Source organism: uncultured Oscillibacter sp., from assembly GCF_947654275.1.
In the GTDB taxonomy this organism is placed as follows: domain Bacteria; phylum Bacillota; class Clostridia; order Oscillospirales; family Oscillospiraceae; genus Oscillibacter.
On sequence record NZ_CANTJS010000001.1, the window covers coordinates 117264 to 141825 of the forward strand.

The 24562-nt window shown below is 62.0% G+C and carries 18 protein-coding genes; 2 read left to right on the plus strand and 16 right to left on the minus strand.

The annotated features are described in order from the left end of the window. Positions 1 to 25 precede the first annotated feature (25 nt). The gene (locus Q0063_RS00475) at positions 26 to 883 is read left to right on the plus strand and encodes a patatin family protein (protein ID WP_297869995.1); all 858 of its coding nucleotides are present in this window, start codon (positions 26 to 28) and stop codon (positions 881 to 883) included. A gap of 63 nt (positions 884 to 946) precedes the next feature. On the opposite strand, the gene Q0063_RS00480 is transcribed toward Q0063_RS00475, so the two are convergent. The 8 genes from Q0063_RS00480 to pta form a co-directional block, all read right to left on the minus strand. Further along, the gene (locus Q0063_RS00480) at positions 947 to 1999 is read right to left on the minus strand and encodes a putative glycoside hydrolase (RefSeq protein ID WP_297869996.1); all 1053 of its coding nucleotides are present in this window, start codon (positions 1997 to 1999) and stop codon (positions 947 to 949) included. 39 nt (positions 2000 to 2038) lie between these two features. Further along, on the minus strand, positions 2039 to 2476 hold the full coding sequence (gene rpiB / locus Q0063_RS00485) for a ribose 5-phosphate isomerase B (protein ID WP_297869997.1): 438 nt from the start codon (positions 2474 to 2476) through the stop codon (positions 2039 to 2041). A 359-nt stretch (positions 2477 to 2835) separates the two neighbouring features. Further along, positions 2836 to 3645 (minus strand): histidinol-phosphatase HisJ family protein, encoded by an 810-nt coding sequence (locus Q0063_RS00490; RefSeq protein ID WP_297869998.1) that lies wholly within the window; start codon positions 3643 to 3645, stop codon positions 2836 to 2838. 5 nt (positions 3646 to 3650) lie between these two features. Further along, complete coding sequence (gene dnaJ / locus Q0063_RS00495) at positions 3651 to 4784, minus strand: molecular chaperone DnaJ (protein WP_297869999.1); 1134 nt, start codon at positions 4782 to 4784, stop codon at positions 3651 to 3653. A gap of 162 nt (positions 4785 to 4946) precedes the next feature. Next, the gene (gene dnaK, locus Q0063_RS00500; protein ID WP_297870000.1) at positions 4947 to 6782 is read right to left on the minus strand and encodes a molecular chaperone DnaK; all 1836 of its coding nucleotides are present in this window, start codon (positions 6780 to 6782) and stop codon (positions 4947 to 4949) included. Positions 6783 to 6915: 133 nt separating this feature from the next. Continuing rightward, positions 6916 to 7512, minus strand: a complete 597-nt coding sequence (grpE, locus tag Q0063_RS00505; RefSeq protein WP_297870001.1) for a nucleotide exchange factor GrpE — start codon at positions 7510 to 7512, stop codon at positions 6916 to 6918. Further along, positions 7509 to 8573 (minus strand): heat-inducible transcriptional repressor HrcA, encoded by a 1065-nt coding sequence (gene hrcA / locus Q0063_RS00510; RefSeq protein WP_297870002.1) that lies wholly within the window; start codon positions 8571 to 8573, stop codon positions 7509 to 7511. The genes grpE and hrcA overlap by 4 nt, the downstream gene beginning before the upstream one ends. Before the next feature lie 274 nt (positions 8574 to 8847). Then, positions 8848 to 9828, minus strand: a complete 981-nt coding sequence (pta, locus tag Q0063_RS00515) for a phosphate acetyltransferase (protein WP_297870003.1) — start codon at positions 9826 to 9828, stop codon at positions 8848 to 8850. A gap of 447 nt (positions 9829 to 10275) precedes the next feature. Between pta and Q0063_RS00520 the strand changes: the two genes are divergently transcribed. Continuing rightward, on the plus strand, positions 10276 to 12171 hold the full coding sequence (locus Q0063_RS00520) for a peptidoglycan DD-metalloendopeptidase family protein (RefSeq protein ID WP_297870004.1): 1896 nt from the start codon (positions 10276 to 10278) through the stop codon (positions 12169 to 12171). Positions 12172 to 12404: 233 nt separating this feature from the next. On the opposite strand, the gene Q0063_RS00525 is transcribed toward Q0063_RS00520, so the two are convergent. The 8 genes from Q0063_RS00525 to Q0063_RS00560 all read right to left on the minus strand — a co-directional run bounded on the left by Q0063_RS00525 (position 12405) and on the right by Q0063_RS00560 (position 24557). After that, on the minus strand, positions 12405 to 12848 hold the full coding sequence (locus tag Q0063_RS00525; RefSeq protein WP_297870005.1) for a hypothetical protein: 444 nt from the start codon (positions 12846 to 12848) through the stop codon (positions 12405 to 12407). A 220-nt stretch (positions 12849 to 13068) separates the two neighbouring features. Continuing rightward, the gene (locus Q0063_RS00530) at positions 13069 to 13524 is read right to left on the minus strand and encodes a glutathione reductase (protein ID WP_297870006.1); all 456 of its coding nucleotides are present in this window, start codon (positions 13522 to 13524) and stop codon (positions 13069 to 13071) included. A 66-nt stretch (positions 13525 to 13590) separates the two neighbouring features. Then, entirely contained in the window at positions 13591 to 15333 is a 1743-nt protein-coding gene (locus tag Q0063_RS00535) for a Na/Pi cotransporter family protein (RefSeq protein ID WP_297870007.1), read from the minus strand. Positions 15334 to 15561: 228 nt separating this feature from the next. Then, the gene (gene malQ / locus Q0063_RS00540) at positions 15562 to 17097 is read right to left on the minus strand and encodes a 4-alpha-glucanotransferase (protein WP_297870008.1); all 1536 of its coding nucleotides are present in this window, start codon (positions 17095 to 17097) and stop codon (positions 15562 to 15564) included. A gap of 187 nt (positions 17098 to 17284) precedes the next feature. After that, positions 17285 to 19942 carry an S-layer homology domain-containing protein gene (locus tag Q0063_RS00545; RefSeq protein WP_297870009.1) on the minus strand — a complete coding sequence of 886 codons (2658 nt, stop codon included), beginning with the start codon at positions 19940 to 19942 and terminating at the stop codon, positions 17285 to 17287. Between the two features lie 202 nt (positions 19943 to 20144). Next, complete coding sequence (ilvA, locus tag Q0063_RS00550; RefSeq protein WP_297870010.1) at positions 20145 to 21335, minus strand: threonine ammonia-lyase; 1191 nt, start codon at positions 21333 to 21335, stop codon at positions 20145 to 20147. A gap of 55 nt (positions 21336 to 21390) precedes the next feature. Further along, positions 21391 to 22851: a sodium:solute symporter gene (locus tag Q0063_RS00555; protein WP_297870011.1), complete on the minus strand. Its 1461-nt coding sequence runs from the start codon at positions 22849 to 22851 to the stop codon at positions 21391 to 21393. Between the two features lie 659 nt (positions 22852 to 23510). Beyond that, positions 23511 to 24557 carry an S-methyl-5-thioribose-1-phosphate isomerase gene (locus tag Q0063_RS00560; RefSeq protein ID WP_367180303.1) on the minus strand — a complete coding sequence of 349 codons (1047 nt, stop codon included), beginning with the start codon at positions 24555 to 24557 and terminating at the stop codon, positions 23511 to 23513. Positions 24558 to 24562: the final 5 nt, after the last annotated feature.

Consider the following 24562-nt stretch of genomic DNA (forward strand, 5'->3'; position numbering starts at 1 on the left):
AGCAAAAAAATGAGGTGACCTTTTTATGAAAACCGGATTGGTGTTGGAGGGCGGAGCCCTGCGGACCATCTTTTCCGCCGGGGTGTGCGACGCCTTTTTGGACGGCGGCCTGCCCCTGCCGGATTACACCGTAGGCGTCTCCGCCGGCATTGCCTATGGCGTCAGCTATCTGTCCCGGCAGAGCCGGCGGAATCTCCAGCTGATTACTCACTACGCCGGGGACCGCCGCTACATGGGCTGGCGGAACCTGGCAAATCCCAAAAACCGCAGCTATTTCGGGCTGAAATTCGCCTATGAGACCATTCCCAACGAGCTCATTCCCTTTGACTATGACACCTTCGAGGCCTATCCCGGCACCGTGGAGGCGGTGGTGACCAACCTGAACACCGGCCGTGCGGAATACCTGCCGGTTCCCCGGCGGGACTCCCCCAACCTGCTGCTGGAGGCCACCTGCGCCATCCCCCTGATGTTCCCCATCATCCGGGTGGACGGCCAGCCCTATCTGGACGGCGGCTGCGCCGACGCCATCCCCTGGAAACGGGCCTTTGAGGCGGGCTGCGACCGGGTGGCGGTGGTGCTGACCCGGGAACGGGACTATCACAAACGGGGAGACGGCTCCCTCCGGGCCCTGGGCCGGGCCTTCCGGAAATACCCCGCCTTTATGGACACGCTTCGGGGCCGGTCGGAGCGGTACAACGCCTGCCGGGAAGAGCTGTTCGCCCTGGAACGGGAGGGCAAAGTCCTGGTCATCGCCCCGGAGGACACCCTGGGCTGTTCCCGTACGGAGAAAAACCTGGACATTCTCCGCGCGCTGTGGCAGGAGGGCTATTTTGCCGGACGGCGGTCCCTGGGGGACCTCCGGCGCTTCTGGACAGAGGCGTAAGTCAAAAAAACAAAAAACCGTGAGGACGTTTCCTTCGTCCTCACGGTTTTGTCTGATTGGCACTCAGGCCTCCGGCGGGGCGGGCAGCACAAGCCGCGGACCCTTCAAATCCGGGTCGTCCGCCGCCAGCTCCGGCACAAACAGGGTATCCTCGCCGGCGGTCTTCACGGCTTCAGCCAGGACCTCCGCCCGGTCCGGCTCTGTCACGGCATAAACGCGGTCCACCAGCGGGGCCAGGTCCGCCAGCTTCTGGCCGGAAACCGGGTCATAGCCCGCGGTGATGACGGTCTCCGGCAGCTCCAGGGAGAGGGTCACGCCCTCATAAGGCTCCAGAGCCGCCTTGAGCTCTGTCAGCAGCAGCCTGAGATTGTCCTCCAGGGGGCCGTCTCCGTTGTAGTCAATCTTGTTGATCTTCCCCTCTGTGGGATAGCTCAGGTCCGTCAACAGAATCTCGTCAAAGCCCAGCGCCGCGATTTCGCCCACCAGGCCGCAGAGATACTCCCGGGCGGCGGGCTTGGTGGGGTCCAGCCACTGGCTGTTGTTCCCGTCGTAGAAGATATAGCCGCCGGTATTCCGCAGGGCCAGGTTCCGAACGTTGGAATTGGCCGTCCGGGGGTCGTGGAGGCAGGAGAACCGGGCTACAGCGGCCACGTCCTCCCGTCCGGTGAGGGCGGCCAGAGCGGCGGCGGTGTCCGCCTGGGTCCGCACCCCGCCGGAAACCCCGTGCGCCGCGTCAAAGTACAGGCTCCCGGCGGTATCCTTCAGCGTCACACAGACGGCGTCGCAGGCCTGTCCCTGTGCCGCCTCCCAGAGCTCCATGGTCAGCGGCGCCGCGGAGAGGGACAGCGTCAGAGAGGAGGGCGGAGCCTCCGGCTCCTGAATCACCAGCTCCACCTGCGGCGGCTCCTCCGGCGGCGTGCCGGCGTCCGGGGCGGCGATGTCCTCCTGCCAGGGCAGGTCCAGCCGGTAGCGGCCGTCGTCGCCATAGACAAGGTTCTGCTGAATATAGATTACGGCGGCGGCAGCCAGAATCACCAGAACCAGAAATACCGCCAGAATGATTTTCAGCTTGGGCTCCCGGCCCCGGTAGCTGCTGTAGCCTTTGGCTCCCGCCATCTCCGCACCTCTTTTCTATAAAACCGCGCCTCTCCGGGTTCAGCCCTCCAGGGCCATCATCTTATCCACCCGCCGGGCGTGGCGTCCGCCCTCAAACTCGGTGGAGAGGAAAACCTCCACCATCCGCTCCGCCATGTTGGGCCCGGTGAAGCCCGCGCCAATGGCCATCATGTTGGCGTCGTTGTGCCGGCGGGTCATCTCCGCCTGAAGGCAGTCGGCGCAGTGGGCGCAGCGGACGCCCCTGACCTTGTTGGCCGCGATGGAGATGCCGATGCCGGTGGTGCAGATGACGATGCCCCTCTCACAGCTGCCCTCCGCCACGGCCCGGGCGGCGGCAGCGCCGAAATCGGGATAGTCGCAGCTCTCCGTAGAGAAGCAGCCAAAGTCCTCATAGGTATGGCCCAGACGCTCCAGAACCTGAATGACGTGCTGTTTCAGGGCATAGCCGCCGTGGTCGCAGCCTAACGCAATTTTCATGGTGGATTTCCTCCCAGTCTTCTCAGATTTGATATGTTTTATGTCAGGCCGCCCGACACCCCCGACATGCCGGAGGGCCCGCGTCCAAAACCCGCGGGGCTTTCTTTCTCTCCGGCTTTCCGCCTCTATTGTACTCCAGACGAAGAAAAAAATCAATATGAACCCTCAGCGGGGAGCGCCCATCTGCGTATTTTATAGCCAGTTTTACCCGTCAGCGGCTCTGTTGCTGCTTGAAGATCGGTATCTGCCGATTTTCAACTGTGCTGATTATACCGGCAGAACACCATGTGGGGCCTGGTCCCCTGACCAGGCCATTTCCCCGGGAGGGCCGGCAAGGGAGGCGCTCCGGGGGGCCCGGCTCAGAGCTCATGCCACACCGGCATCCGCTTCTCAAAGGTGCAGAAGCGCCGGAAACCGCACTGGCGCAGCAGCTCCTGCCGCTCCCGAATGGCGCAGCCCACGAACTCCGTCGTGTGGGCGTCGCTGCCCAGTGTGACGATTTCGCCGCCCAATTCCCGGTACATCCGCAGCCACTTGCCGTCGGGCAGGGGGGTGTTGCCCCGGTTGGTGTTCACCTCAATGCCGCAGCCGTTTTGGATGAGGATGCGGAAAATCTCTCCGATCTCCGCCTCATAGCCGTCAAAGCTCATGTGAAAGCCCTGATTCTCGTTGAGATAGCGCAGCGGCAGGGTCAGGTGTCCCAGCACGTCGAAGCCGCCCCACTCCGCGTTCCGCCGGACCAGCTCCAGATAGTCCCGGATGCCCCGGTGGGCCTCCGCCTCATCCTTCGGATGAAAGAAATAGAGGTCGATCATCTGAAAGGCCGGAGACAGGATGTGCGTGGACCCGATGATGAAATCCAGCTCCGGGGCCTCCGACAGAAGTGCCTCCGTCCGGGACAGGTCCAGGCAGGCCTCACCCAGCTCAATGCCTAGCCGGACCCGGATGCGGTCCCCCAGGGCGGCCCGGGCCGCCTGATACTCCCGGAACAGGGCGTCCCAGTCATAGCTGAGAATGGGGTCCCGGCCATTCCAGGCCACAGGCTCCACATGGTCGGTAAAGCAGATTTCCCGGAGTCCCGCCGCCAGGGCGGCCTCCGCCATGTCCGTCATGGACACAGAGGCGTCGGGAGAGATGCGGGAATGGGTATGGCAGTCAGCCAGATACACGGGCCTCACCTCTTTTTCTTGTTCTTGCCGAAGAAGCCCTTCCGTTCCTGATAGTTGTCGTCCCCCATGGTTTCAGCGAACTTTTTCAGGGCCTCCTTCTGCTCGTGGTTCAGGTTCCGGGGCGTCTCGATGTAGACGGTGACATACTGGTCTCCCCGGCCCCGGCCATTGAGGGAGGGAATGCCCTTCCCCTTGAGCCGGAAGGTGGAGCCGCTCTGAGTGCCCTCCGGCAGGTCGTATTTCACCTTGCCGTCGATGGTGGGAATCTCCAGCTCCGCCCCCAGCACCGCCTGGGCAAAGGTGATGGGCGCCTCGCAGAGGACAGAGGTGCCCTCCCGCCGGAACAGCTCGTGGGGCCGGACGGTAATGGTAATCAGCAGGTCGCCGGCGGGACCGCCGTTTTTGCCGGCGCTGCCCTGACCCCGGATGGAAATGGTCTGGCCGTTGTCGATGCCCGCAGGCACGCTGGCCTGGATGGTCTTCCGCTTCCGGACGAAGCCCGAGCCCCGGCAGTCCTTGCAGGGCTGGCGGATAATCCGGCCCTTGCCGCCGCAGTCGGGGCAGGCGGAGGAGGTGGCAAACACGCCCATGGGGGTCTGCCGGCGCACCTGAACCGTGCCGGTGCCCCGGCACTTGGAGCAGGTCTCCGGCGCGGTGCCGGAGGCGCAGCCGCTGCCCTGGCAGGTGGGGCAGGCCTCCGAACGCTCGATGGTGACGGCCTTCTCACAGCCGAAGGCGGCTTCCTCAAAGTCAATGGTCAGGGAAATGCGGATGCTCTCCCCCCGCTGGGGGGCGTTGGGGTTGCTCCGCCGGCCGCCGCCGAAGCCGCCGCCGAAAAAGCTGCCGAAGATATCTCCCAGGTCTCCGAAGTCAAAGCCGCCGTCAAACCCGCCGCCGCCTCCGAAGCTCGGGTCCACCCCGGCGTGGCCGAACTGGTCATACCGGGCCTTTTTATCCGAGTCGGACAGAACCTCATAGGCCTCGTTGACCTCCTTGAACCGGGCCTCCGCCTCCTTGTCGCCGGGATGGAGGTCCGGGTGGGTCTCCTTGGCCTTTCTGCGGTAGGCCTTTTTAATTTCGTCCTCAGAAGCGCCCTTGGAAAGGCCAAGGACCTCGTAATAGTCTCGTTTATCAGCCATATTGCCTCCTGAACAGTTAGGAATTAGGACTTAGGACTTAGGAATTGCCGGTCCCGGGAGAATTCCTAATTCCTCATTCCTAATTTCTAATTCATTCCACAGCGCCATTCAATGGGGCGGGGAATGTTTCCGTTCCCCGTCCCATTGAATGTATCTCTTCACTTATTTGTTCTGATCGTCGTCGTCCACAACCTTGTAGTCCGCGTCGTAATACTGTCCCTGCTGGGCGGCTCCGGCGTCGGGGCCGGGCTGTGCGCCCTGGGGATTGGCCTGCTGATAGAGCTTTTCGCTGACAGCGAAGAACGCCTGCTGAAGGGCCTCGGTGTCCGCCTTGATGGCGGCGGCATCCTGCCCCTTCAGGGTCTCCTTCAGCTTGTCTACGCAGGACTGAACCTTGGCCCGGTCGTCGGCGGGAATCTTGTCGCCCATCTCCGCCAGGGTCTTCTCACTCTGATAGACCATCTGGTCCGCCTGGTTCCGGGTCTCCACTTCCTCTTTCAGCTTCTTGTCCTGGGCGGCATACTGCTCGGCTTCCTTCACGGCTCTGTCGATGTCCTCCTTGCTCATGTTGGAGGAGGAGGTGATGGTAATGTGCTGCTCCTGGCCGGTGCCCAGGTCCTTGGCGGAAACCTCTACGATGCCGTTGGCGTCAATGTTGAAGGTAACCTCAATCTGCGGCACGCCCCGGCGGGCCGGCGCAATGCCGTCCAGGTGGAAGCGGCCCAGGGACTTGTTGGCGGCTGCCATCTCCCGTTCGCCCTGGAGGACGTTGACCTCCACGCTGGTCTGGTTGTCGGCGGCGGTGGAGAAGACCTGGCTCTTTTTCACGGGGATGGTGGTATTGCGGTCAATGAGCTTGGTGCACACGCCGCCGTAGGTCTCGATGCCCAGGGACAGGGGGGTCACGTCCAGCAGCAGCAGGTCCTTCACGTCGCCGGTGAGAACGCCGGCCTGAAGGGCCGCGCCCATGGCCACGCACTCGTCGGGGTTGATGCCCTTGAAGGGGTCGGAGCCGGTGAAGCTCTTCACGGCGTCCTGGACGGCGGGGATGCGGCTGGAGCCGCCCACCAGCAGAACCTTGGAGAGATCGGAGGGCTTGAGGCCCGCGTCGCTCATGGCCTGGCGCACGGGACCCATGGTGGCGTCCACCAGATGGGCGGTAAGCTCGTTGAACTTGGCCCGGGAGAGGGTCATGTCCAGGTGCTTGGGGCCGTTGGCGTCCGCGGTGATATAGGGCAGGTTGATATTGGAGGTGGTGACGCCGGAGAGCTCAATCTTGGCCTTTTCGGCGGCCTCCTTCAGCCGCTGCATGGCTACCTTGTCGCCGGAGAGGTCCACGCCGTCGGTGCGCTTGAACTCGGCCACCAACCATTTCATGACGCACTCGTCGAAGTCGTCGCCGCCCAGACGGTTGTTGCCGGCGGTGGCCAGAACCTGGATGAAGCCGTCGTCAATGTCCAGAATGGACACATCGAAGGTGCCGCCGCCCAGGTCATAGACCATGATCTTCTGAGCCTGCTCCTTATCCACGCCATAGGCCAGAGCCGCGGCGGTGGGCTCGTTGACGATGCGCTTCACGTCCAGCCCGGCGATTTTTCCCGCGTCCTTCGTGGCCTGGCGCTGGGAGTCGGTGAAGTAGGCGGGGACGGTGATGACCGCCTCGGTGACGGGACCGCCCAGATAGCTCTCGGCGTCCGCCTTGAGCTTCTGGAGAATCATGGCGCTGATCTCCTGGGGGGTGTAGTTTTTGCCGTCGATGGCGGTTTTGTGGTCGGAGCCCATTTCCCGTTTGATGGAGGAAATGGTCCGGTCCGGATTGGTAATGGCCTGGCGCTTGGCCACCTGGCCTACCATCCGCTCGCCGGTCTTGGAGAAGGCCACCACAGAGGGCGTGGTACGGTTGCCCTCGGCGTTGGCGATGACCACTGCCTCGCCGCCTTCCATCACGGCCACGCAGGAGTTGGTGGTTCCCAAATCAATACCGATTACTTTAGACATAATGATTGCCTCCTATATTCGTATAAATAATGATTGATTTTGCAGGATATTCTGTCAATTAGGAATTAGAAGTTAGGAATCAGGAATTGTATCGCCCTGAATAATTCCTCATTCCTAATTCCTCATTCCCAATTTAGTTTGCGACCTGTACGATGGCGTGGCGGATCACCTTATCCCCCAGCAGAAAGCCCGCCTGGAAAACCTGGGCCACCTCGTTTTCACCGAACTGCTCATCATCAATATGCATGACGGCGTTGTGCCGCTCCGGGTCAAAGGGCTGGCCCTGGGCCTCAATCTCCGTGACGCCCAGCTTTTTCAGAATCTCCTTGTACTGGGCGAAAATCATCTCCAGACCCTTTTTATGGGCGTCGTCCTCGCCGCCGGGGGCGGAGGCGGCCCGCTCCAGGTTGTCGTAAACCGCCAGGAACTCCCGGATGGTGTCCGCTTTGGCGTCCTGATAGAGGGAGTCCTTTTCCTTGGCTGTGCGCTTGCGGTAGTTGTCGTACTCCGCGGCCAGGCGTGTAAACTGGTCCTTCACCGTCTCCAGCTGCTGCACGGCCTGTTCCATCTGCTCCACCTGCTCCCGGGTAAAGGTGACGCCCTTTTCCTTCTTCTTTTTGGCCTTGTTCTTTTCAGGGGCGGGCTCCGCCTCCTCCCGGCAAACCTCCGGCTCCTGCGGAGCTGCTGTCTGCTCCGCCTCCAGCTCCTTGTTTTTTTCCTGCTCGCTCATTCCCGTTCCTCCTTTGGGAGTAATTCCTTTTTTTCAAACAGCCGCGTCAGCCCTTCGGCAAAGCTGGAGAGCCGGGCGGCCACTGCCGCGTAATCCATTCTCGTGGGGCCTACCACGCCGATGAGGCCCCGCATATTCTCACCGATATCATAGCTTGCCACCACGACGCTGGCATCTTTCAAGGCGTCGCTGACATTCTCCGGACCAATGAGAATCTCCATCTGCCGGTTCTCCGGCATGGGCAGGTTTTCCTTGCTGTCGGCCAGGAAGCTCATCAGCTCGTGGGCCTTGTCGGCGTCCCGGAACTCCGGGAGCTTCAAAAGCCGGCTGGCTCCGGCGGTGAAGATTTCCCGCTGTCCTGCCTCCTCCAGCACGTCCGCCCCATAGGCCACCACCTGGGACAACAGCAGAAACAGCTGGGGGCCGATCTGGTCCGACACCGACATCAGGCGCTGACTCATCTCCTGCAGGCTGACGCCGGTAAAATGGCTGTTCAGCAGACTCACCAGACCCGGCAGCTGATCCGGCGGCACCTTCAGCTGCATCCGCAGCAGCTGGCTCTTCACCCGGCTGTCGCTGGTCATCAGCACTGCGATGCAGCTGTTCTCGTCCACCGGCAGCAGCTCAAAGCGGCGGGCGGTGACGCCGCCTTTTCTTGCGGCGCTGACATAGGCGGGATAACGCATCAGGGCGGAGACCGCCCGGCCCGCCTGGCCCAGAAACCGGTCCAGCTCCTCCATTTTCAGCTGGAGGGACTGGCGGATATGCTCCGTCTCCGCCAGGGAAAGCCGCTGCTCCTCCATCAGCTCGTTGACGTACAGCCGGTATCCCTTGGGGGAGGGCATCCGTCCGGCGGAGGTGTGGGGCTGCTCCAGATAGCCCTGTTCCGTCAAATCCGAAAGCTCATTGCGGATGGTGGCGGAGCTGACGCTGCCGCCCATCTCGGCGGCGATGGCCTTGGAGCCCACCGGCTCAGCGGTGCGGATGTAGTCCTCAATGACCACCTTCAGTATCTGCCGTTTTCGCTCCGTCAGTTCCACCAGCCGCGCCCCATTCATCATCAGATAATTTAGCACTCCTTTTCCCAGAGTGCTAAACCGAGTTTACCACCGCCTCAAAATATTGTCAATGGATGGATATAAACATTTTGTAAACAAACGGCTGGCGCTTTTTAAGCGCCAGCCGTTTGTAAGCATTTTGCCCCCGGTAAAATGCTGTTGATGGAACATGTGGGAAAAAACCGATGGTCCTTTCCTCCAAAGCCTTTCAGGCAATGCCCGAAAAAAGAACCCGGGAGTATTCCCGGGCTCTTCCGTCATTGCAGCTGTCCGGCCCTCAGTCCGCGCAGAGACCAGCGGTGATGATGGCCATGGAGTAGACCTCCTGGGCGTTGCAGCCCCGGGAGAGGTCATTGATGGGGGCGTTGAGGCCCTGGAGAATGGGGCCGTAGGCGTCGAAGGCGCCCATGCGCTGGCAGATCTTATAGCCGATGTTGCCCGCGTTGATATCCGGGAAGATGAAGGTGTTGGCGTGGCCGGCCACCTTGGAATCGGGACACTTGGTATGGGCCACCCGGGGAGAGACCGCCGCGTCGAACTGGAGCTCGCCGTCCACGTCCACGCCGGGAAGGGCCAGCTTGGCTCTCTCGCAGGCGTTGCGCATCTTGTCCACGTCCTCGCCCTTGCCGGAGCCCAGGGTGGAGTAGCTCAGGAAGGCCACAGCCGGGTTGATGCCGAAGGTGCGGGCCGTCTGGACGGTCTCCACGGCAATCTCCACCAGCTCGTCTTCGGAGGGCTGGATATTGATGGCGCAGTCCGCCATGGCGAACACGTCGGGGTCGCCGGTGGCGGAGGGACGGACCAGAATGAAGCAGCTGGACACAATCTTGCAGCCGGGCTTGGTCTTGATGAGCTGGAGAGCAGGCCGGACGGTGTCGGCGGTGGAGTAGGTAGCGCCGCCCAGCAGAGCGTCGGCATAGCCCATTTTCACCAGCATGGTGCCGAAATAGTTGCCCTGCTTCAGGGTCGTGCGGCACTGCTCCTCGGTCATCTTGCCCTTGCGGAGCGCCACCATCTCGGCCACCATCTTGTCCATATCCTCAAAGGTCTCGGGGTCCAGAATCTCCGCGCCCTTGACGTTAAAGCCAATTTCCTCGGCGGCGGACAGGATTTCCTCCCGGTTTCCCACCAGCACGGGCATCAGGAAGGTGGCGGAGAGCAGGCGGGCGGCGGCCTCCAGAATGCGGGGATCGGTGCCCTCGGTAAACACGATCTTTCTGGGATGGGCCTTCAGCTTCTTAATCAGGAATTCAAACATGTGCAGTTCCTCCAAACGCGTCTTTTGAGAGAAGTTTCTCTGGCTTTCATTATACACGTTTGCGCCTTGCGGTCAATGTAAAATTTGGATTTTTGCCCTAAAATTTTGCGGCTTCGACGGCAATTTTCCAAACCGGCGGCTAAAAATCCCGGCGGACCGGCGGCGGCATTTGTAAAATTTGCGAAAACAGAGGTTTTTTGCCCCTTCCAGGGCTTGACGGGGGTGGGAAAAAGCGGTATGATAGTGCCGGTAACAAATTGTAACTTTTTATGTCCCTTATGTCTGTCCGGGGAGCCCCGGATGAAACGGCTCCGTCAGGCATATCTCCAAAGGGCATATCATGAGACAGGAATCACCCATGTCCCTCCCGGCCCCCTGTGCCGGCCCCGGGGACATGGCGGGAGCTAAGCGTGCGGTTTTTGCTCAGGACCGAATGAAAGGATATCTATGAGTCAGGATACCAGAAAGCCAACCAGAACCACAACATCCCGGCGCTCCATGCAGACGGAGCGCCAGCGGGAACGCCGCGCCTCCTCCGCCCGTCAGCGGACGGCGGTTCGGGAAGAGCGGGAGCAGCAGAAGCAGGTCCCCAGAGAGGACGAATGGACGGCCTCCATTCGGAACTGGGACCCGGAGCGCTCCTCTGAGGCCTCCAGACAGACGGAGCGGGAACGCCGGCGCGGAACCCCTCAGGGCGGAAGCCGCCGGACGGAGTCCCCCCGTTCTCAGAGCGGACGCCCCCGGCGGGAGGAAGCCCCTGCCGACAGTCCGGCAGGCGTACTCCAGGCCATCTCACAAAAGACCCGGCACGTCCGCCGCCGGTGGCGGCGCATCGTCCGGGAGAAACGGAATCACCGTTTTCCCGAGTCCGAGCGGGTTTCCATTCAGCTGCTGCTGTTCATCTGGTCCATGCTCCCCATGCTGGGCAGCCGGATTCAGGAGCGGGTTCTGACGAAAAACCAGGAGAGCCGCCAGAAGAGCGCCGTGCGCTCCGCCAGGGCCGAGGGCCGGAGGGGCATTCACCCGGTTCTGTTCCTGGGAGGCGGCTGCGCCGCCGCGGCGGTCATCCTCTTCTTCTCCATGTATACCATGGGCACCACGGTCACCTATAACGGGCGGGTCATCGCCGCGGTTTCCTCCGAGGAGGCGGCCGAGGAAGCCCGGACGGACCTGGAGCGGGTCACCGCCCAGACCCTGGGCCGCACCTTCACCATTGACGACTCCCTGATTCAGTACGACTCCGGCCTTCTCCGGCGGCAGGACCTGGTGGATATCGAGGTCTATCAGGAGGACCTGTCCCAGGAGATCGGCATGGTCACCGCCGCCTACTGTCTGTATGTCAACGGTGAGCGCATCGGGGCCACGCCCTACCAGGGGGCCCTGGAACAGCTGCTGGAGCAGATGAAGCTCTCCGCCACCAACGAGGGCACCATCTCCATCAGCTTTGCCGAGGACGTGAAGGTGCAGGAGGAATATGTGCCCACCGAGGACCTGATGAATCTGGGCTATATTGCCGAGACCCTCTACAGCACCAAGACCGCCGAAACCAACTACACCGTGTCCAAGGGAGATACCTGGTCCCAGATTGCGGAGAAGAACGGCCTGACCTCCAAGGAGCTTCTGGCCCTGAACCCCGGCTATGACATCAACAAGCTCCAGATTGGCGAGGTGCTGACCCTGTCCGCCTCCGTGCCCTACCTGACCATGACGGTGGTCCAGCAGGAGCGCTATGTGGACGACGTGGCCTATGAAATCGAATACACCGACACCGCCGATCTCTACCAGTATGACTACAAGGTCACCTCCCCCGGCCAGTACGGGGCGGCGGACGTAGTCGCCAACGTCACCTATGTCAACGGCACGGAAACCGAGCGGACGGTTCTCTCCTCCGTCACCCTCCGGGAGCCCGTCACGGAACATCAGCTTCGGGGCACCAAGGTGCGGCCCACCTGGTATCCCACGGGTACCTTCCGCTGGCCCACCAACGGACGCATCACCTCCCGCTTCGGCGGCCGGAAGTCCCCCGGCGGCGTCGGCTCCACCAACCACAAGGGCATCGACATTGCCGTCCCCTACGGAACGCCCATTTACGCTGCGGACGGCGGCACGGTCACCTACGCCGGCTGGATGGGCGGCTACGGATACCTGGTCCGCATTGACCACGGCAACGGCTATGAAACCTATTACGGACACAACAGCAGTCTGACGGTCTCCGTAGGCCAGCACGTCTACAAGGGCCAGCAGATCGCCCGGGCGGGCTCCACCGGCAACTCCACCGGCAATCACTGCCACTTCGAGGTCCGCTATAACGGCGTGGCCCGGAACCCGCTGAATTACCTGTAATACCGCCCCCTGTAATATCAGGAAAACCGCCTGAACATCTTGGATGTTCAGGCGGTTTTTTCGCAGCATTTGATCGTTTCCAAACCCAGGGTTCGGAATAATGCTCAGTTGACTTCACCGCAGGAGGGGCACTCCCCGGAATCCGGCCAATCGCTCCCGCTGTAACCACAGAAACGGCACACACGGAAATAGTGCAAAATTTTCTTTATCAGACGCATACATCATCCTCCTTCTCACTCGTATCTGAATCCCACTTCTCCGTTATCAAAAACTTTAAACTGAATCTTACGCTTCTTTTCGTACTTTTTCAACCGTTTCGCAATTCCCTCCGCGCATCTTCGCACGATTCGCCGCCGGTCGTCCTCACTGTAGAAATAAGGGCCGTCCCGTCCCATCCAGAGAGTGGGGTTTCCATCAATCGTCATATCCACCACGCGTCGCATGTTGGCAGGCTGTCCACTCTCCGTGGCGAAGCGAATGGGAAACCAGGTATTATTGCGCATGTCCGATGGATATCCCTCTTTTAGCTTCTCGGCCAGCATTTCAATCATCCATTCCTTGGTGACAGTTTGGTCATCATCAATCGTCGTCTTCATATACGTAAACTGGTCATTTTCAAAGCCAACGATCTCATCAACGATTAAACCCAGCTTTGTTTCCTCGTCAACCCATAACATCCGTTCCCTCTCCTTTCAGCCAGCAGCCCGCGTGCCGCATCGTTCAAACAGATTTCAACGTTTTCCGACTTCTTATACTATAACAGAATTGGGTTTTTTTGTCAAGCACTGCGGGCGCCTGTCATTCAGGTCTGAATTCAGGGCAGCTTGTACTCCTCCAGGTCCCTGTCCAGGCTCTCGGTAAATTCCCCAGCAGCGGGAACGAGGTCCTTTCAAGCCGTCAGCCGCCGAACATGCGGCTGCCGGGCCCGATGGGCCGGAACTGCTGTGCCACAGCCCGGGCCCCGAATTCCGCTTCCAGCCGTCCCCAGTCTGCCGCGGGGAGGAGGCAGAAGCCCAGGGTATCGTTTTCCATGGAGGGGACGAAGCAGCGGAGCTGGTAATCCGGCGCGATGAAGGCCTGCACCGCCCGCAGCGTGGTGTCCCGGTCCATCCGCTCCGGGGCGTAAGGAATGGCGGCGGCGGTCCCGTCCCGGACCAGCAGGATATCCTGTCCCCTGGGCAGAACGCTGTCCCGCACCTCATACGTGAAGCAGGCAGGCAGCTGTTCGCAAACGCCCTGCACAATCCACTCGTCGTAATCTCTCCAGTCCACCCAAAGCAGGGGGCCGTTCTGCCAAAAACCGTCCGCCTCCCCCTCCGGGTCCCTCAGATACCGTTCAACAGCAGTTTTCACAGTCATCTCCCCATTCCAATTCCTAACTCCTAATTCCTAACTCCTAATTCCTAACTCCTAATTGAATCAGGGCAGCCGGTACTTCTCCAGGTCCCTGTCCAGACTCTCGGTGAACTCCCCGGCGGCCTTCACATCGTGGAGATAGGCATGGCGCTCCAGGTGGTCCTCCCGCTCCTCAATGACGCAGACGGCGATGTTGGAGCAGTGGTCGGACACCCGCTCCATATTGGTCAGCAGGTCATTCAGTACAAAGCCCAGCTGAATGGTGCACTCGCCGCTCTGGAGGCGGCGGATATGCCGGGCCCGGATTTCGTCGGTGAGCTGGTCGATGGTCTCCTCCAGGGGCTCCACCGCCTTGGCCGCGCCGGGGTCATCCTCCTCAAAGCAGGTGACGGCAGCGGTCAGAATGTCCTCCAGGGCGCTTTGCAGAACCTTCAGCTCCGCTTCGGCAGGCCCGGAGAAGCTCAGGCCCTTCTCCTTCAGCTCACGGGCGGACTCCTGGATATTCAGGGCATGGTCTCCGATGCGCTCGAAATCCCCGATGGCGTGGAGCAGCCGGGAGACGGTATGAATATCCTCCATGGAAACGCCGTGCTGGGAAATCTGGACCAGATAGCCGCTAAGGCGGTCCTCATAGATGTCCAGCTTGTCTTCGTTTTCCACAATGCAGGTCTCCGCCTCCGCGCTGTAGTCCCAAAGCTGGCTCAGAGAGGCCCGCAGGCTCTCCCAGGCCAGAGCGCCCATCTCGCAGGTCATGGCGGTGCACTCGCTGACCGCCGCGCCGGGCGTCCGCATGAGCAGGGGGTCCAGGAAGGCCACCTGAGAGGTCTTGTCCTCTTCCTTGACAGCGCTCCGCGCCAGCTTTTCCAGCTGGCGGGAGAAGGGCAGCAGCAGTGCGGTGGTGAAGACGTTGAAAACCGTGTGGCACAGGGCAATGCCCACGGCCCCTACGGCGGCGTCCATAAACGTGAAACGGAACAGCAGGTCGCCGCCGCAGAACAGCAGCAGGCCCACCGCGGAGCCGATGACATTGAAGGACACATGAATCACGGAAACTCGCTTGGCCCCCCTGGACACGCCGATGGAGGAAATCAGGGCCGTGACGCAGGTGCCGATGTTCTGGCCCATGATGATGGGAATGGCCATGCCGTATGTGATGGAGCCGGTGAGGGCCAGAGCCTGCAAAATACCCACGGAGGCAGCTGAGGACTGGATGACGCCGGTGAACACCGCGCCCACAATCACCCCCAGGAAGGGGTTGTTGAAGGCCGTCAGCAGGTCCGCGAAGCCGGGCATCTCCGCCAGAGGGCTGACGGACTGCTTCATCAGCTCCATGCCGTACATCAAAATGGCGAAGCCGATGAGGATGCGGCCCACGTCCCGCCGCCTCTGCCGCTTGGAGGCCATAATCAGCAGGATGCCCGCCAGGGCGAAGAGGGGCGAGAAGTTCTCCGGCTTCAGCATGTTCAGCAGGATGCTCTCGCTCTCGATGCCGGTGAGGGACAGAATCCAGGCCGTCAGGGTGGTGCCCACGTTGGAGCCCATAATCACGCCGATGGTCTGGCCCAGCTCCATGACGCCGGAGTTCACCAGACCCACCAGCATCACCGTCACCGCCGAGGAGGACTGAATGGCAATGGTGATGCCCGCGCCCAGCAGCAGGCCCTTCATGGGGTTGGAGGTCATGCGCTTCAAAAGCCGCTCCAGACGGCCGCCGGCCATCTTCTCCAGACTCTTGGACATGGTGGTCATGCCGTAGAGGAAAAAGGCCAGACCGCCGCAGAGGGTGAACAGGGAAAAAATATCCATGGTGCGCTCCTTACCTTTCAGGGCCCTTCCCGGACCGGTTTTTCCGCTTGTGGTTCCCGCGTTTTCCTTCGTCCGCCCCCTGGGTTTCGGCGGACGCGCTCCAGTTTATTATATATGCCGGCGGGTTCCTGTCCAATCGGCGGAATGACCAAATGCAAATTTTGCGTAAATCTTTGTCTTATCTCACAAATTTTTTATCCTTATTTGGTTCTTTTGACGGTTCTGCCGTCAGTCCTCCCGGTCTCTCTCATCCTCTTCCGGCTTCCCCGGTTCCTCCGCCGGGTTGCAGCGTCCGTAGAGGGCGGTGAGGCTCCGGATGTCCCGGGCCAGCTCCGCCGGGGCCTGGCCGGACCTCATCCGCCAGCGCCAATTGCCGCTGCCCACGCCGGGGACGTTGAGGCGGCCTTCGCTGCCAAGACCCAGATAATCCTGCATCTGGGCCACAAACAGCTCCGCCACGCTGCCCTGACCGGCCCGTAGCAGGGCCTTTTCCATCTTCCCGGCGTCCGGGTCCTCCACGCCCAGATACTGCGCCGCAAAGGCCCGTTCCTGCTCTCCGGCCTGGCTGTACCACCCGGCGGCGGTGTCGTTGTCATGGGTGCCCGTGTAGCAGACGCAGCGGGGGGAGGCGTAATTGTGAGGCAGATAGGCGTTGTCCGGCCGGTCGAAAGCGAACTCCAGCACCTTCATCCCCGGCAGGCCGGAGGCCTCCCGCAGGGCGTGCACCCCGTCGGTGAGGATGCCCAGGTCCTCGGCAATCAGGGTCACCTGGGGGAACCAGCCGGTCAGGACGCCTAGCAGATCCATGCCGGGCCCCTTCTCCCAGGCGCCCACCTTGGCGGTGTCCGACTCCGCCGGAACCGCCCAATAGCTCTCCAGTCCCCGGAAATGGTCGATGCGGATGGCGTCAAACAGTCTGGAGGCGCCCTCCACCCGGCGTATCCACCAGCCGAAGCCGTTGGCGCGCATGGCATCCCAGTCATAGAGGGGATTGCCCCAGAGCTGGCCGTCCTCAGAGAAATAGTCCGGCGGCACCCCCGCCACCTTGGAGGGCCGCCCCTCCTCGTCCAGCAGGAATTCCCGCCGCTCGCTCCACACGTCGGCGGAATCCAGAGAGACGTAAATGGGCAGGTCGCCAATCAGGCCCAGGCCCAGGCCGTTGATATAGCTCTTCAAATCCTCCCACTGGGTGAAAAACCAGTGCTGCACGCAGGTCTGAAAAGCCACCTCCTCCGCCAACTCCGCCCGCCAGTGCTCCACGGCGGCGGGCTCGTGGCGGCGCAAAGCCGCGTCCGGCCAGTCAAACCAGGCGGCATTGTTGAAATGCTTCTTCACAGCCCGATACAGCGCGTATTCCCTGACCCAGGGATTCCGCTCTGTAAAGGCCCGGGCGGCCTCCGCCGTCTCGCCGCTGACCCGCTGAAAGGCCTTCCGCAACAGCTCGCCCCGGCTCTCGTGAATGGCGGCGTAGTCAACCCGGTCCCCCTCCGGGACCCGGGCGGAGGCCAGCTCCTCATCCGTCAGCAGCCCGTCCTTGGCCAGAAGCTCCAAATCAATGAAATACGGGTTTCCGGCAAACGTGGACTCGCTGGCATAGGGGGAGTCCCCGGCCCCGGCGGGGCCCACGGGGAGAATCTGCCACCAGGCCTGACCGGCGTCGTGCAGAAAGTTGGCGAAGGCCCGGGCCTCCGCCCCCAGAGAGCCGATGCCATAGGCCGAGGGCAGGGAAAAAATGGGCAGCAAAATACCTGCGGAACGCTTCATACTCATTCAACCTCCATGGATGTAAGCCCGCCCGGCGGCACGCCGGAAGCGCGGCGGCTTTCCGGCGGCCATGGGAAGGCTGCTGGTTTTTATTGTACGGGGCCCGCCGCCGGATGTCAAGAAGAGACGGGAAGAAAAGGGCGGCAAACAGGAAAGGGACCCCTGACGGGGTCCCTCCCGGGCTTTTTCAGCTGTTGGACGCGTTTCGGTAGAGATAGGTCACGATATCGGACCGGGGGCACTGGGCCCGGGGGTTCAGCCCGGAGCCGCCGTTATTCAGCAGCCCCTTGGACTGGGCCCAGCCCACCGCGCCGGTGAAGTACTGGTTGGGGTACTGGCTTGCCAGAGAGCTGGAGCCGCCGGCCGCCGGCTGGCCGTTGGCCCGCCACAGGAAGGTGAGGACGTGGCCGTTGGTGCAGGTGCCGCCGGGGTTGAAGGTGGTGGCTGTGGTGCCGGTGGTAATACCGTTCTCCTGGGCCCAGAGAATGGCCTTGTAGAAGGGACTGGAGCTCTTCACGTCGGTGAAGGGGTTGCTCTGGGTCCGGGGCTCGGGGCAGCCCTTGGCCCGCCAGAGGAACGTCACCACCTGGCCCCGGGTGCATGTGGAATTGGGCTGGAACTGGGTTTCCGTCACGCCGGTGGTGACGTTGTTCCCCAGGGCCCAGAGCACCGCGTCCTTATAGTAGGCGCTTTCCGGCACGTCGGTGAAGGGGTTGCCGCTGGCCACGGAGTCGGGCAGCTGGGGAATCTGATTTGGCTGCTGGCCCTGGGGGATGCCGGTGTCCTCCAGGCCGGTATTGAAAAAGTCCACCTGGAAGTTGAGAGAGGTAGGAGTACCGTCCCGAAGCTTCAGCCCGTCGATGCGGACGGAGTAGGTCCCGTCGTAGACGCTGATGCCGTCAGGCCGGAAGATGAGGCCATAGCCCACTCCGCCGTAACCGCTGATGTAGTTGAAATATTTTCCGGAATGGGCGGCGGTGTAGCGTTCGCTGCCCCGGAAGGTCCAGGTTTTGCCGTCTCCTGTGAGGGTAATGGTGAGACTGCTGACGGCAGGGGCGGCGTAAACAGAGGGATTCAGATGCACGCTCCAGGCGTAGTCTTTACCGAAGATGTCGCTGGGGAAGCTGCCGGAGGCGGGCCAGGCGATATAGTCAAAGCTGCATCCCTGTCCGCTCTGGTCGTGAGCCATCTCCATGGAATAAGCGCCGGCCATGCCAAAGCCCACCTTGCCCATCTTGGGATTGAGCTGCCAGGTTCGGTGGCCCACCCGGCTGATATTGCTGGCGTCGCTGTCATCCATGTAGCCGTCCACAGAGCCCACCAGGGAATAGCCGCAGGCGATATTGCTGGAGCTGGCGGCAGCCCGGCCCTTCTGGTAAAATCCCTTGTCCATCCCCGCCGGCTGGCTGGGATAGTGGGTCAGCTCATTCAGGGCGGCGTTGACCACCGCGCCGTATTGGGCGCTTTCACACATGCTGGCGTCCAGGGTGACAGAGGGCAGACCCGCGATGCGCCGCATGGCGTTCAGCCGGGCGGCGGCCTCTTGAAGCAGACTGTCCGTAACCTTGCCGATGGCGTAGGGAGCCTTATAGGAAGGCTCCACGTCATATTCCTTGTCGTAAATGCTGCTGCCCCGCAAAGGCGCGTTTTTCAGCAGCTGAGTAATTTCCGCCTGGCTGAGCTTGGGCATCTCCGTGCTTCCGCTGCCATCATGGAGCTTCCGGGGAATGTCGGAAAGGGTCTCTTCCTGGCCGCAGACAGAACAGACCTGATAGATCCTTCCGGCAGAAGAGGTGGTGGCAGGAATGGTCTTTTTCTCCCAGCTGTGCGCAAGCATGGGAATCGTCCGCAAGGTTTCTTCCGCACCGCAGTCAGGACAGCTTCGGGTAGCCTTGCCCTCGGCGGTGCAGGTGGCAGGAACGGTCTCATATTTCCATCCGTGATCGCTCTTGGGGAGCGTCCGGATGCTCTCCTCTGCGCCGCAGGCGGAGCAGCTCCGGTAATAGCGGCCTTCTTTGGTACAAGTCGCCTGTTCCGTCAGATATTTCCAGGTATGCCGGCCATTGGCGCAGGGGGTGCCGGGTGTAACCGGCGGCTGCGTAACAGGAGGCTCCGGTGTGACGGGGTTGGTGGTTCCTCCAGGGTTCGTGGTCTCACCGGGGTTGGTGGTGGACCCGCCAGGGTTGGTGGTCTCACCGGGATTCGTGGTGGAGCCGCCGGGGTTTGTAGTGGAGCCACCGGGGTTCGTGGTGGAACCGCCGGGGTTGGTGGTGGAACCGCCGGGCCTGGTCGAAGTAGACCCGCTTCCGGAGGAGCCGGGTATCCGGAAGGTGCTGCCCGGCTGCGCCATGCCGTTTTCATCCAGCGGAGGCACATCCTCCATCATCTTAAACTTACAGGTCTGGCAGACCCACTCCTTGTGCCCCTCGTTGTCCTTTCGGGCAAACATATTGCCCATGAGCTTAAAGTTGTGGGTGTGGCCGTCCTCGCCAACGAGATAGCTGGAGTCGATGTCCAGACCGGGCCGGGTCTGAGGGGGCCGGGCGTCGTCGTTGCAGCGGGAGCAGACGCCGTCCTTGTTGGGGCCGTAGTCGTGGCCCAGGGAGCGGCCGCCGTTTTCCAGTTCATCATAGGCGCCCACCCCGGTGCCCCAGCTGCCGCACTGGGGACAGACTATATACATATAGCCGTTGTCAATGCAGGTGGGCTGGACCGGCGTGTACTCCATGATCGTACCGCATTTGGGGCACGCGCTTTTATGCTCGTAAGCCCCTGCCCCAGGTATGGCGGACACCATCAGCACCAGCGCGCACAGCGCCGCCGTCCATCGTTTCAGTCGTCTCATTCTTCAAGATCCTCCTTTTTATATTCGGGCCTGAATTTGCCCTCTATAAATAAGTGCGTTTGAAAAACGCCGAGGTTTTATTTTTTCGGAAAAAATTTTTGGATTTTTGAAAAAACCAGCAAAGCGCACAAAATAGATCGCCGTTTTTTGTGCAGAATTCCACAGTCCGGCGGCTCCGGAACCGCCCGGCGGTCCCTGCCTCCTAGCGCATGAGGTAGCCGTGGGCGGTGAGCTCCCGGCAGAGATTTTCCACGTGCCTCTGGTCCCGGGTCTCCAGCACCAGGGTCACGATACAGGCCGCCACGTCGGTTTCCTTGTCCTCCCGGTTGTGGCTGACGCTGATGATATTGGCCCCGCTGTCCGACACCACCTGAAGCATTTGCAGGAGGCTCCCCGGTTTGTCCGCCACCTTGGTGGTGAGCTCCACCAGACGGCCCGCCTTGGAAAGGCCCTTTGTGATGACCCGGGACAGCGTCGTCACGTCCACATTGCCGCCGGAGACCACGCAGACGGTTTTCCGCCCCTCGGTGGGCACCTCACCGAACATGCAGGCGGCCACAGGCGTAGCCCCGGCCCCCTCGGCCACGGTCTTCTGCTCCTCCATCAGGGCCAGAATGGCAGAGGCAATCTCATCCTCGGACACGGTGACCACCTCGTCCACGTACTTCCGGCACAGCTCAAAGGTCAGGTCCCCCGGCCGCTTCACGGCGATGCCGTCGGCAATGGTGGACACGCCGGACAGCTCCGCGGGCCGCCCCTCCTGGAGAGAGAGGTACATAGAGGGGGCCCCGGCGGCCTGGACGCCCACCACCCGGCAGTCCGGCTTCAGGTGCTTGATGGCAAAGGCCACGCCGGCGATGAGGCCGCCGCCGCCGATGGGCACCACCACCTGATCCACCTCCGGCAGCTGCTCCAGAATCTCCAGGCCGATGGTGCCCTGCCCGGCGATGACCAGGGGATCGTTGAAGGGATGGGCAAAGGTATAGCCCTCCTCTGCCACCAGACGTTCCGCCTCCCGGGCGGCGTCGTCATAGACGCCGGGGACCAGAACCACCTCCGCGCCGTAGCCCTTGGTGGCCTCCACCTTGCTGATGGGCGCGCCGGCGGGCATACAGATGACGGAACGGATGCCCAGCTTCGACGCGGACAGGGCAATCCCCTGGGCGTGGTTCCCGGCGGAGCAGGCAACGACGCCCCGCCCGGCCTCCTCCGGCGTCAGGGAACGAATCTTGTTATAGGCCCCCCGGAGCTTGAAGGCCCCGGTGAGCTGGAGATTTTCCGCCTTGATGTAAACGCCCTTCCCCAGCCTGGGGGCCGGGTCCAGGGGGGTCCGCCGGGCAATGCCGGACAGGGCCTGCTGCGCGTCCCAGATCATATTCAGTGTCAGCGTCATGATAAACCGCTCCTTTCGCGGGGCCCGGCCCCGGGTGAAATGACTCGCTCCGCCCTCAGCCCTCCTGCTTCTTCACGGTCAGGAAGACGGAGGGATGTGTTTTGCAGGTTGCCAGACTCACCGACACCAGGGCGATGCCGCAGGCGACGGTCCCGGGGACGGCGGAGCCCAGCCCCAGAGGCTCGCCCATCAGCTTCCAGCCGACGCAGACCGCGAAGCCCGCCGCCATGCCGGCGATGACGCCGGGGGCGGTGGCCTTTTTCCAGTACAGCGCCGCGAAGGCCGGCAGTCCGGCGGCGGCGGCGTAGAAGCTCCAGGCAAACATAAGGATATTATAGGCGTTCTTGATGTAAAGCGCAATGACCAATGCGCCCAGGGGCAGAATGATGGAGAAGATTCTGGAGAGGAAAATCTCCGTTTTGTCCTTCATCTCCGGGAAGAAGGTCTTGCCGATGTCGTGGACGCAGGTCTGGACGGACACCAGCAGATAGCTGTCCGCCGTGGACATGATGACGGACAGAATGCCCGCCAACGCCAGACCCGTCAGGCCCACAGGCAGCACATGGATAGCCAGGGCGGGCACCACCGCGTCGGTATTGCCGTACCGGGCCAGAACATCGTCACCGATAATCTGGTGGGCCGCCACGCCCATGAAGTACACCAGGGCAATGGTGACGCCGTAGACCGCCGTGCCCAGGAACATGCCCTTCTTGGCGGCCCCCCGGTTTTTGGCGGCAAAAGCCCGCTGCCACATCTCCGCGCCGGCCATGGTGAAGACCAGATAGGTCACCACATCCCCCAGAATCTTGCCGTCCAGATAGGGCCGGGCAAGGGCCGGGTCCAGATTGGCGGCGAAGACGGAGAAACCGCCGATGCTTCTCAGGGACGCCGCGGGAATCAGGATATACACGAACAGAATCAGCATGTAAAACTGAAGCACGTCGGTGTAGACCACGCCGAAGAGACCGCTGGAAGCGGTGTAGACCATAAAGATGACGCAGGCAATCAGGGCCCCCGCCTCATAGGACAGTCCCACCTGGCCCCCCAGCATGTTGATGATGGTGGCGGTGGCCGTCACCTGGGAGGCGACGGTGCCCATCATGGTAAAGGCCACCATGGCCGCCAGGAACACCTTGGCGGTCCTCCCGAACCGGCGGGAGAACAGGTCCGGGATGGAGGTCACGTCGTGCTGCATGCCGATGTCGGAAATGCGGCCCGAGACGCCCGAAAAAATAAACATCCCCAGCAGATAGGGGATCGCGGTCATCACCGCCTTGAAGCCGCTGGAATAGGCGACGCCCGCCCGGCCCATCAGGCCGCTGCCGCCGATGATGGTGGCGCAGACGGTGGCCATCATCACCAGGGGCCCCAGAGACCGGCCCGCCACGTAGTAATCGCCCACATTTTTGATGCGCCTGACAAAGTAGACGCCCACCGCCACCATGGAAACCAGATAGGCCCCGATAATCATCAGGTCCAGTACGCTCAGCTCACTGTGATTGATCAATTGAATCATCCTTTCCTGTTTTGGATTCAGCCGCCGGTCACGGCGGCCGCCTGTGTTCCATCCGCTCCCCCGCATCCGGGGGCTCGCGGAACGGCTGGTTGGACCCAAGACCGCAGAGCGGGGAAGCATCGTCCTGCCTGATATAGTCAGCACAGTTGAAAATCGGCAGATACCGATTTTCAAACAGCGGCGGAGCCGCTGACGGGTAAGGTAAAAACCCGATGTGCTTACTATGAAGTCCTCCGCAAGGCCGTTTTGCGGCCTGGGCGGCGAATCATCGCCGTACTTGTTGAAAAGAAGCAAATGCTTCTTTTCGGCTGCGGTGACGATAACGCCTGCGAAAAACTGCAAAAAGCGGACCGGCGCCCTCCCCCGGGCCGGTCCGCATCATCAGGCACTTCCACACAAGTTCCGCTGTTTTTTTGCCGGAGGCGCCAGGCGGGACAGCACGCCGCGGTCCTCCGAAATTGTGTTCTCGCAAAGATTATACCATAAAAAGGGAGCCCTGTCGAGAGGAATTCCCCAAAAAATATTGAAAGCCGCATTATTTTCCGTCAAAACCGACGAATCCCCTGGGAAACCGGCTCTAAACGGCGAAAAAGCAGGAGACAGGACCGTCGGCCTGTCTCCCGCTCTCGTTACGGTTTTTCAGTTTCAGCAGTCAGCTTTCAATTCTCAAAATAACGCCCCAGATCGAAGGGGGAGAAAATGCCCTTCTCCGTAACCACGCCGTCGCAGAGCTTGGGCGGCGTCACGTCAAAGGCGGGATAGTAGCCCTTGACGCCCTCCATGGTGGTGCGGGTGCCCATGGCGTCCATCACCAGCAGGGGGTCCCGCTCCTCAATCACCACAGAGCTCATGTCCGGGTGGCTGGGGTTGGGGGAGCCGGTGACGAAATAGGGAATTCCCCAGTACCGGGCCGCCAGGGCAATCTGGAAGGTGCCCACCTTGTTGACCACATGGCCGTCCATGGTGATGACGTCGGCGGCGGAGGTGAACAGGTCCACGTGCTTTTCCTTCATGGTGTAGCCCGGCATGTTGTCGGAAATCACCGTCACGTCAAAGCCCATGTCGCAGGCCACGCTGGCGGTGAGCCGGGCCCCCTGGAAGTAGGGCCGGGTCTCCGGGCAGATAACCTTGACGGCGTTGCCCCGCTCCCGGCACTCCCGGAGCATGGTGCCGATGACGGTCTCCGCAAAGCACTGGGTCATGATGGTGCCGTTCTGGGGAATCTTGTCCGCCAGCAGCTTTCCCACGGCGGTGTAGCGGATATAGTTCTCGTTGATTTGATTCACCGCGTTCTCCCGCAGGGCCTCCACCAGCTCCAGGCCGGTTTTCCCCGCCTCCAGGGCGGCCCTGGCGGCGTTCATGGCCCGCTCCGTCACCCGGATCATCTTTGCCATGGTGGTGGGCCGGGCGTGGGAAAGGTGATAGGCGGCCTGCTCCAGATGGGCCAGCAGGTCCGCCTCCGGCAGGTCCCTGGCCTCATAGCCCGCCAGGGCCATGCCCATGGCCGCCGCCAGATAGGGCCCGCCGCTCTGGGTCACCATGTCGGCAATGGCCTGGGCCACCTCCTCGTGGCGGCGGCAGGTGACATACTCCACCCGGACGGGGTAAATGCGCCGGTCCAGGATGCGGACCGCGCCGTCCTCGTACCAGGCCACATTTTCATAGCGGAGCAGGAAGCCCACGCCCTCGTCTGCGCGTTTCATCATAATCC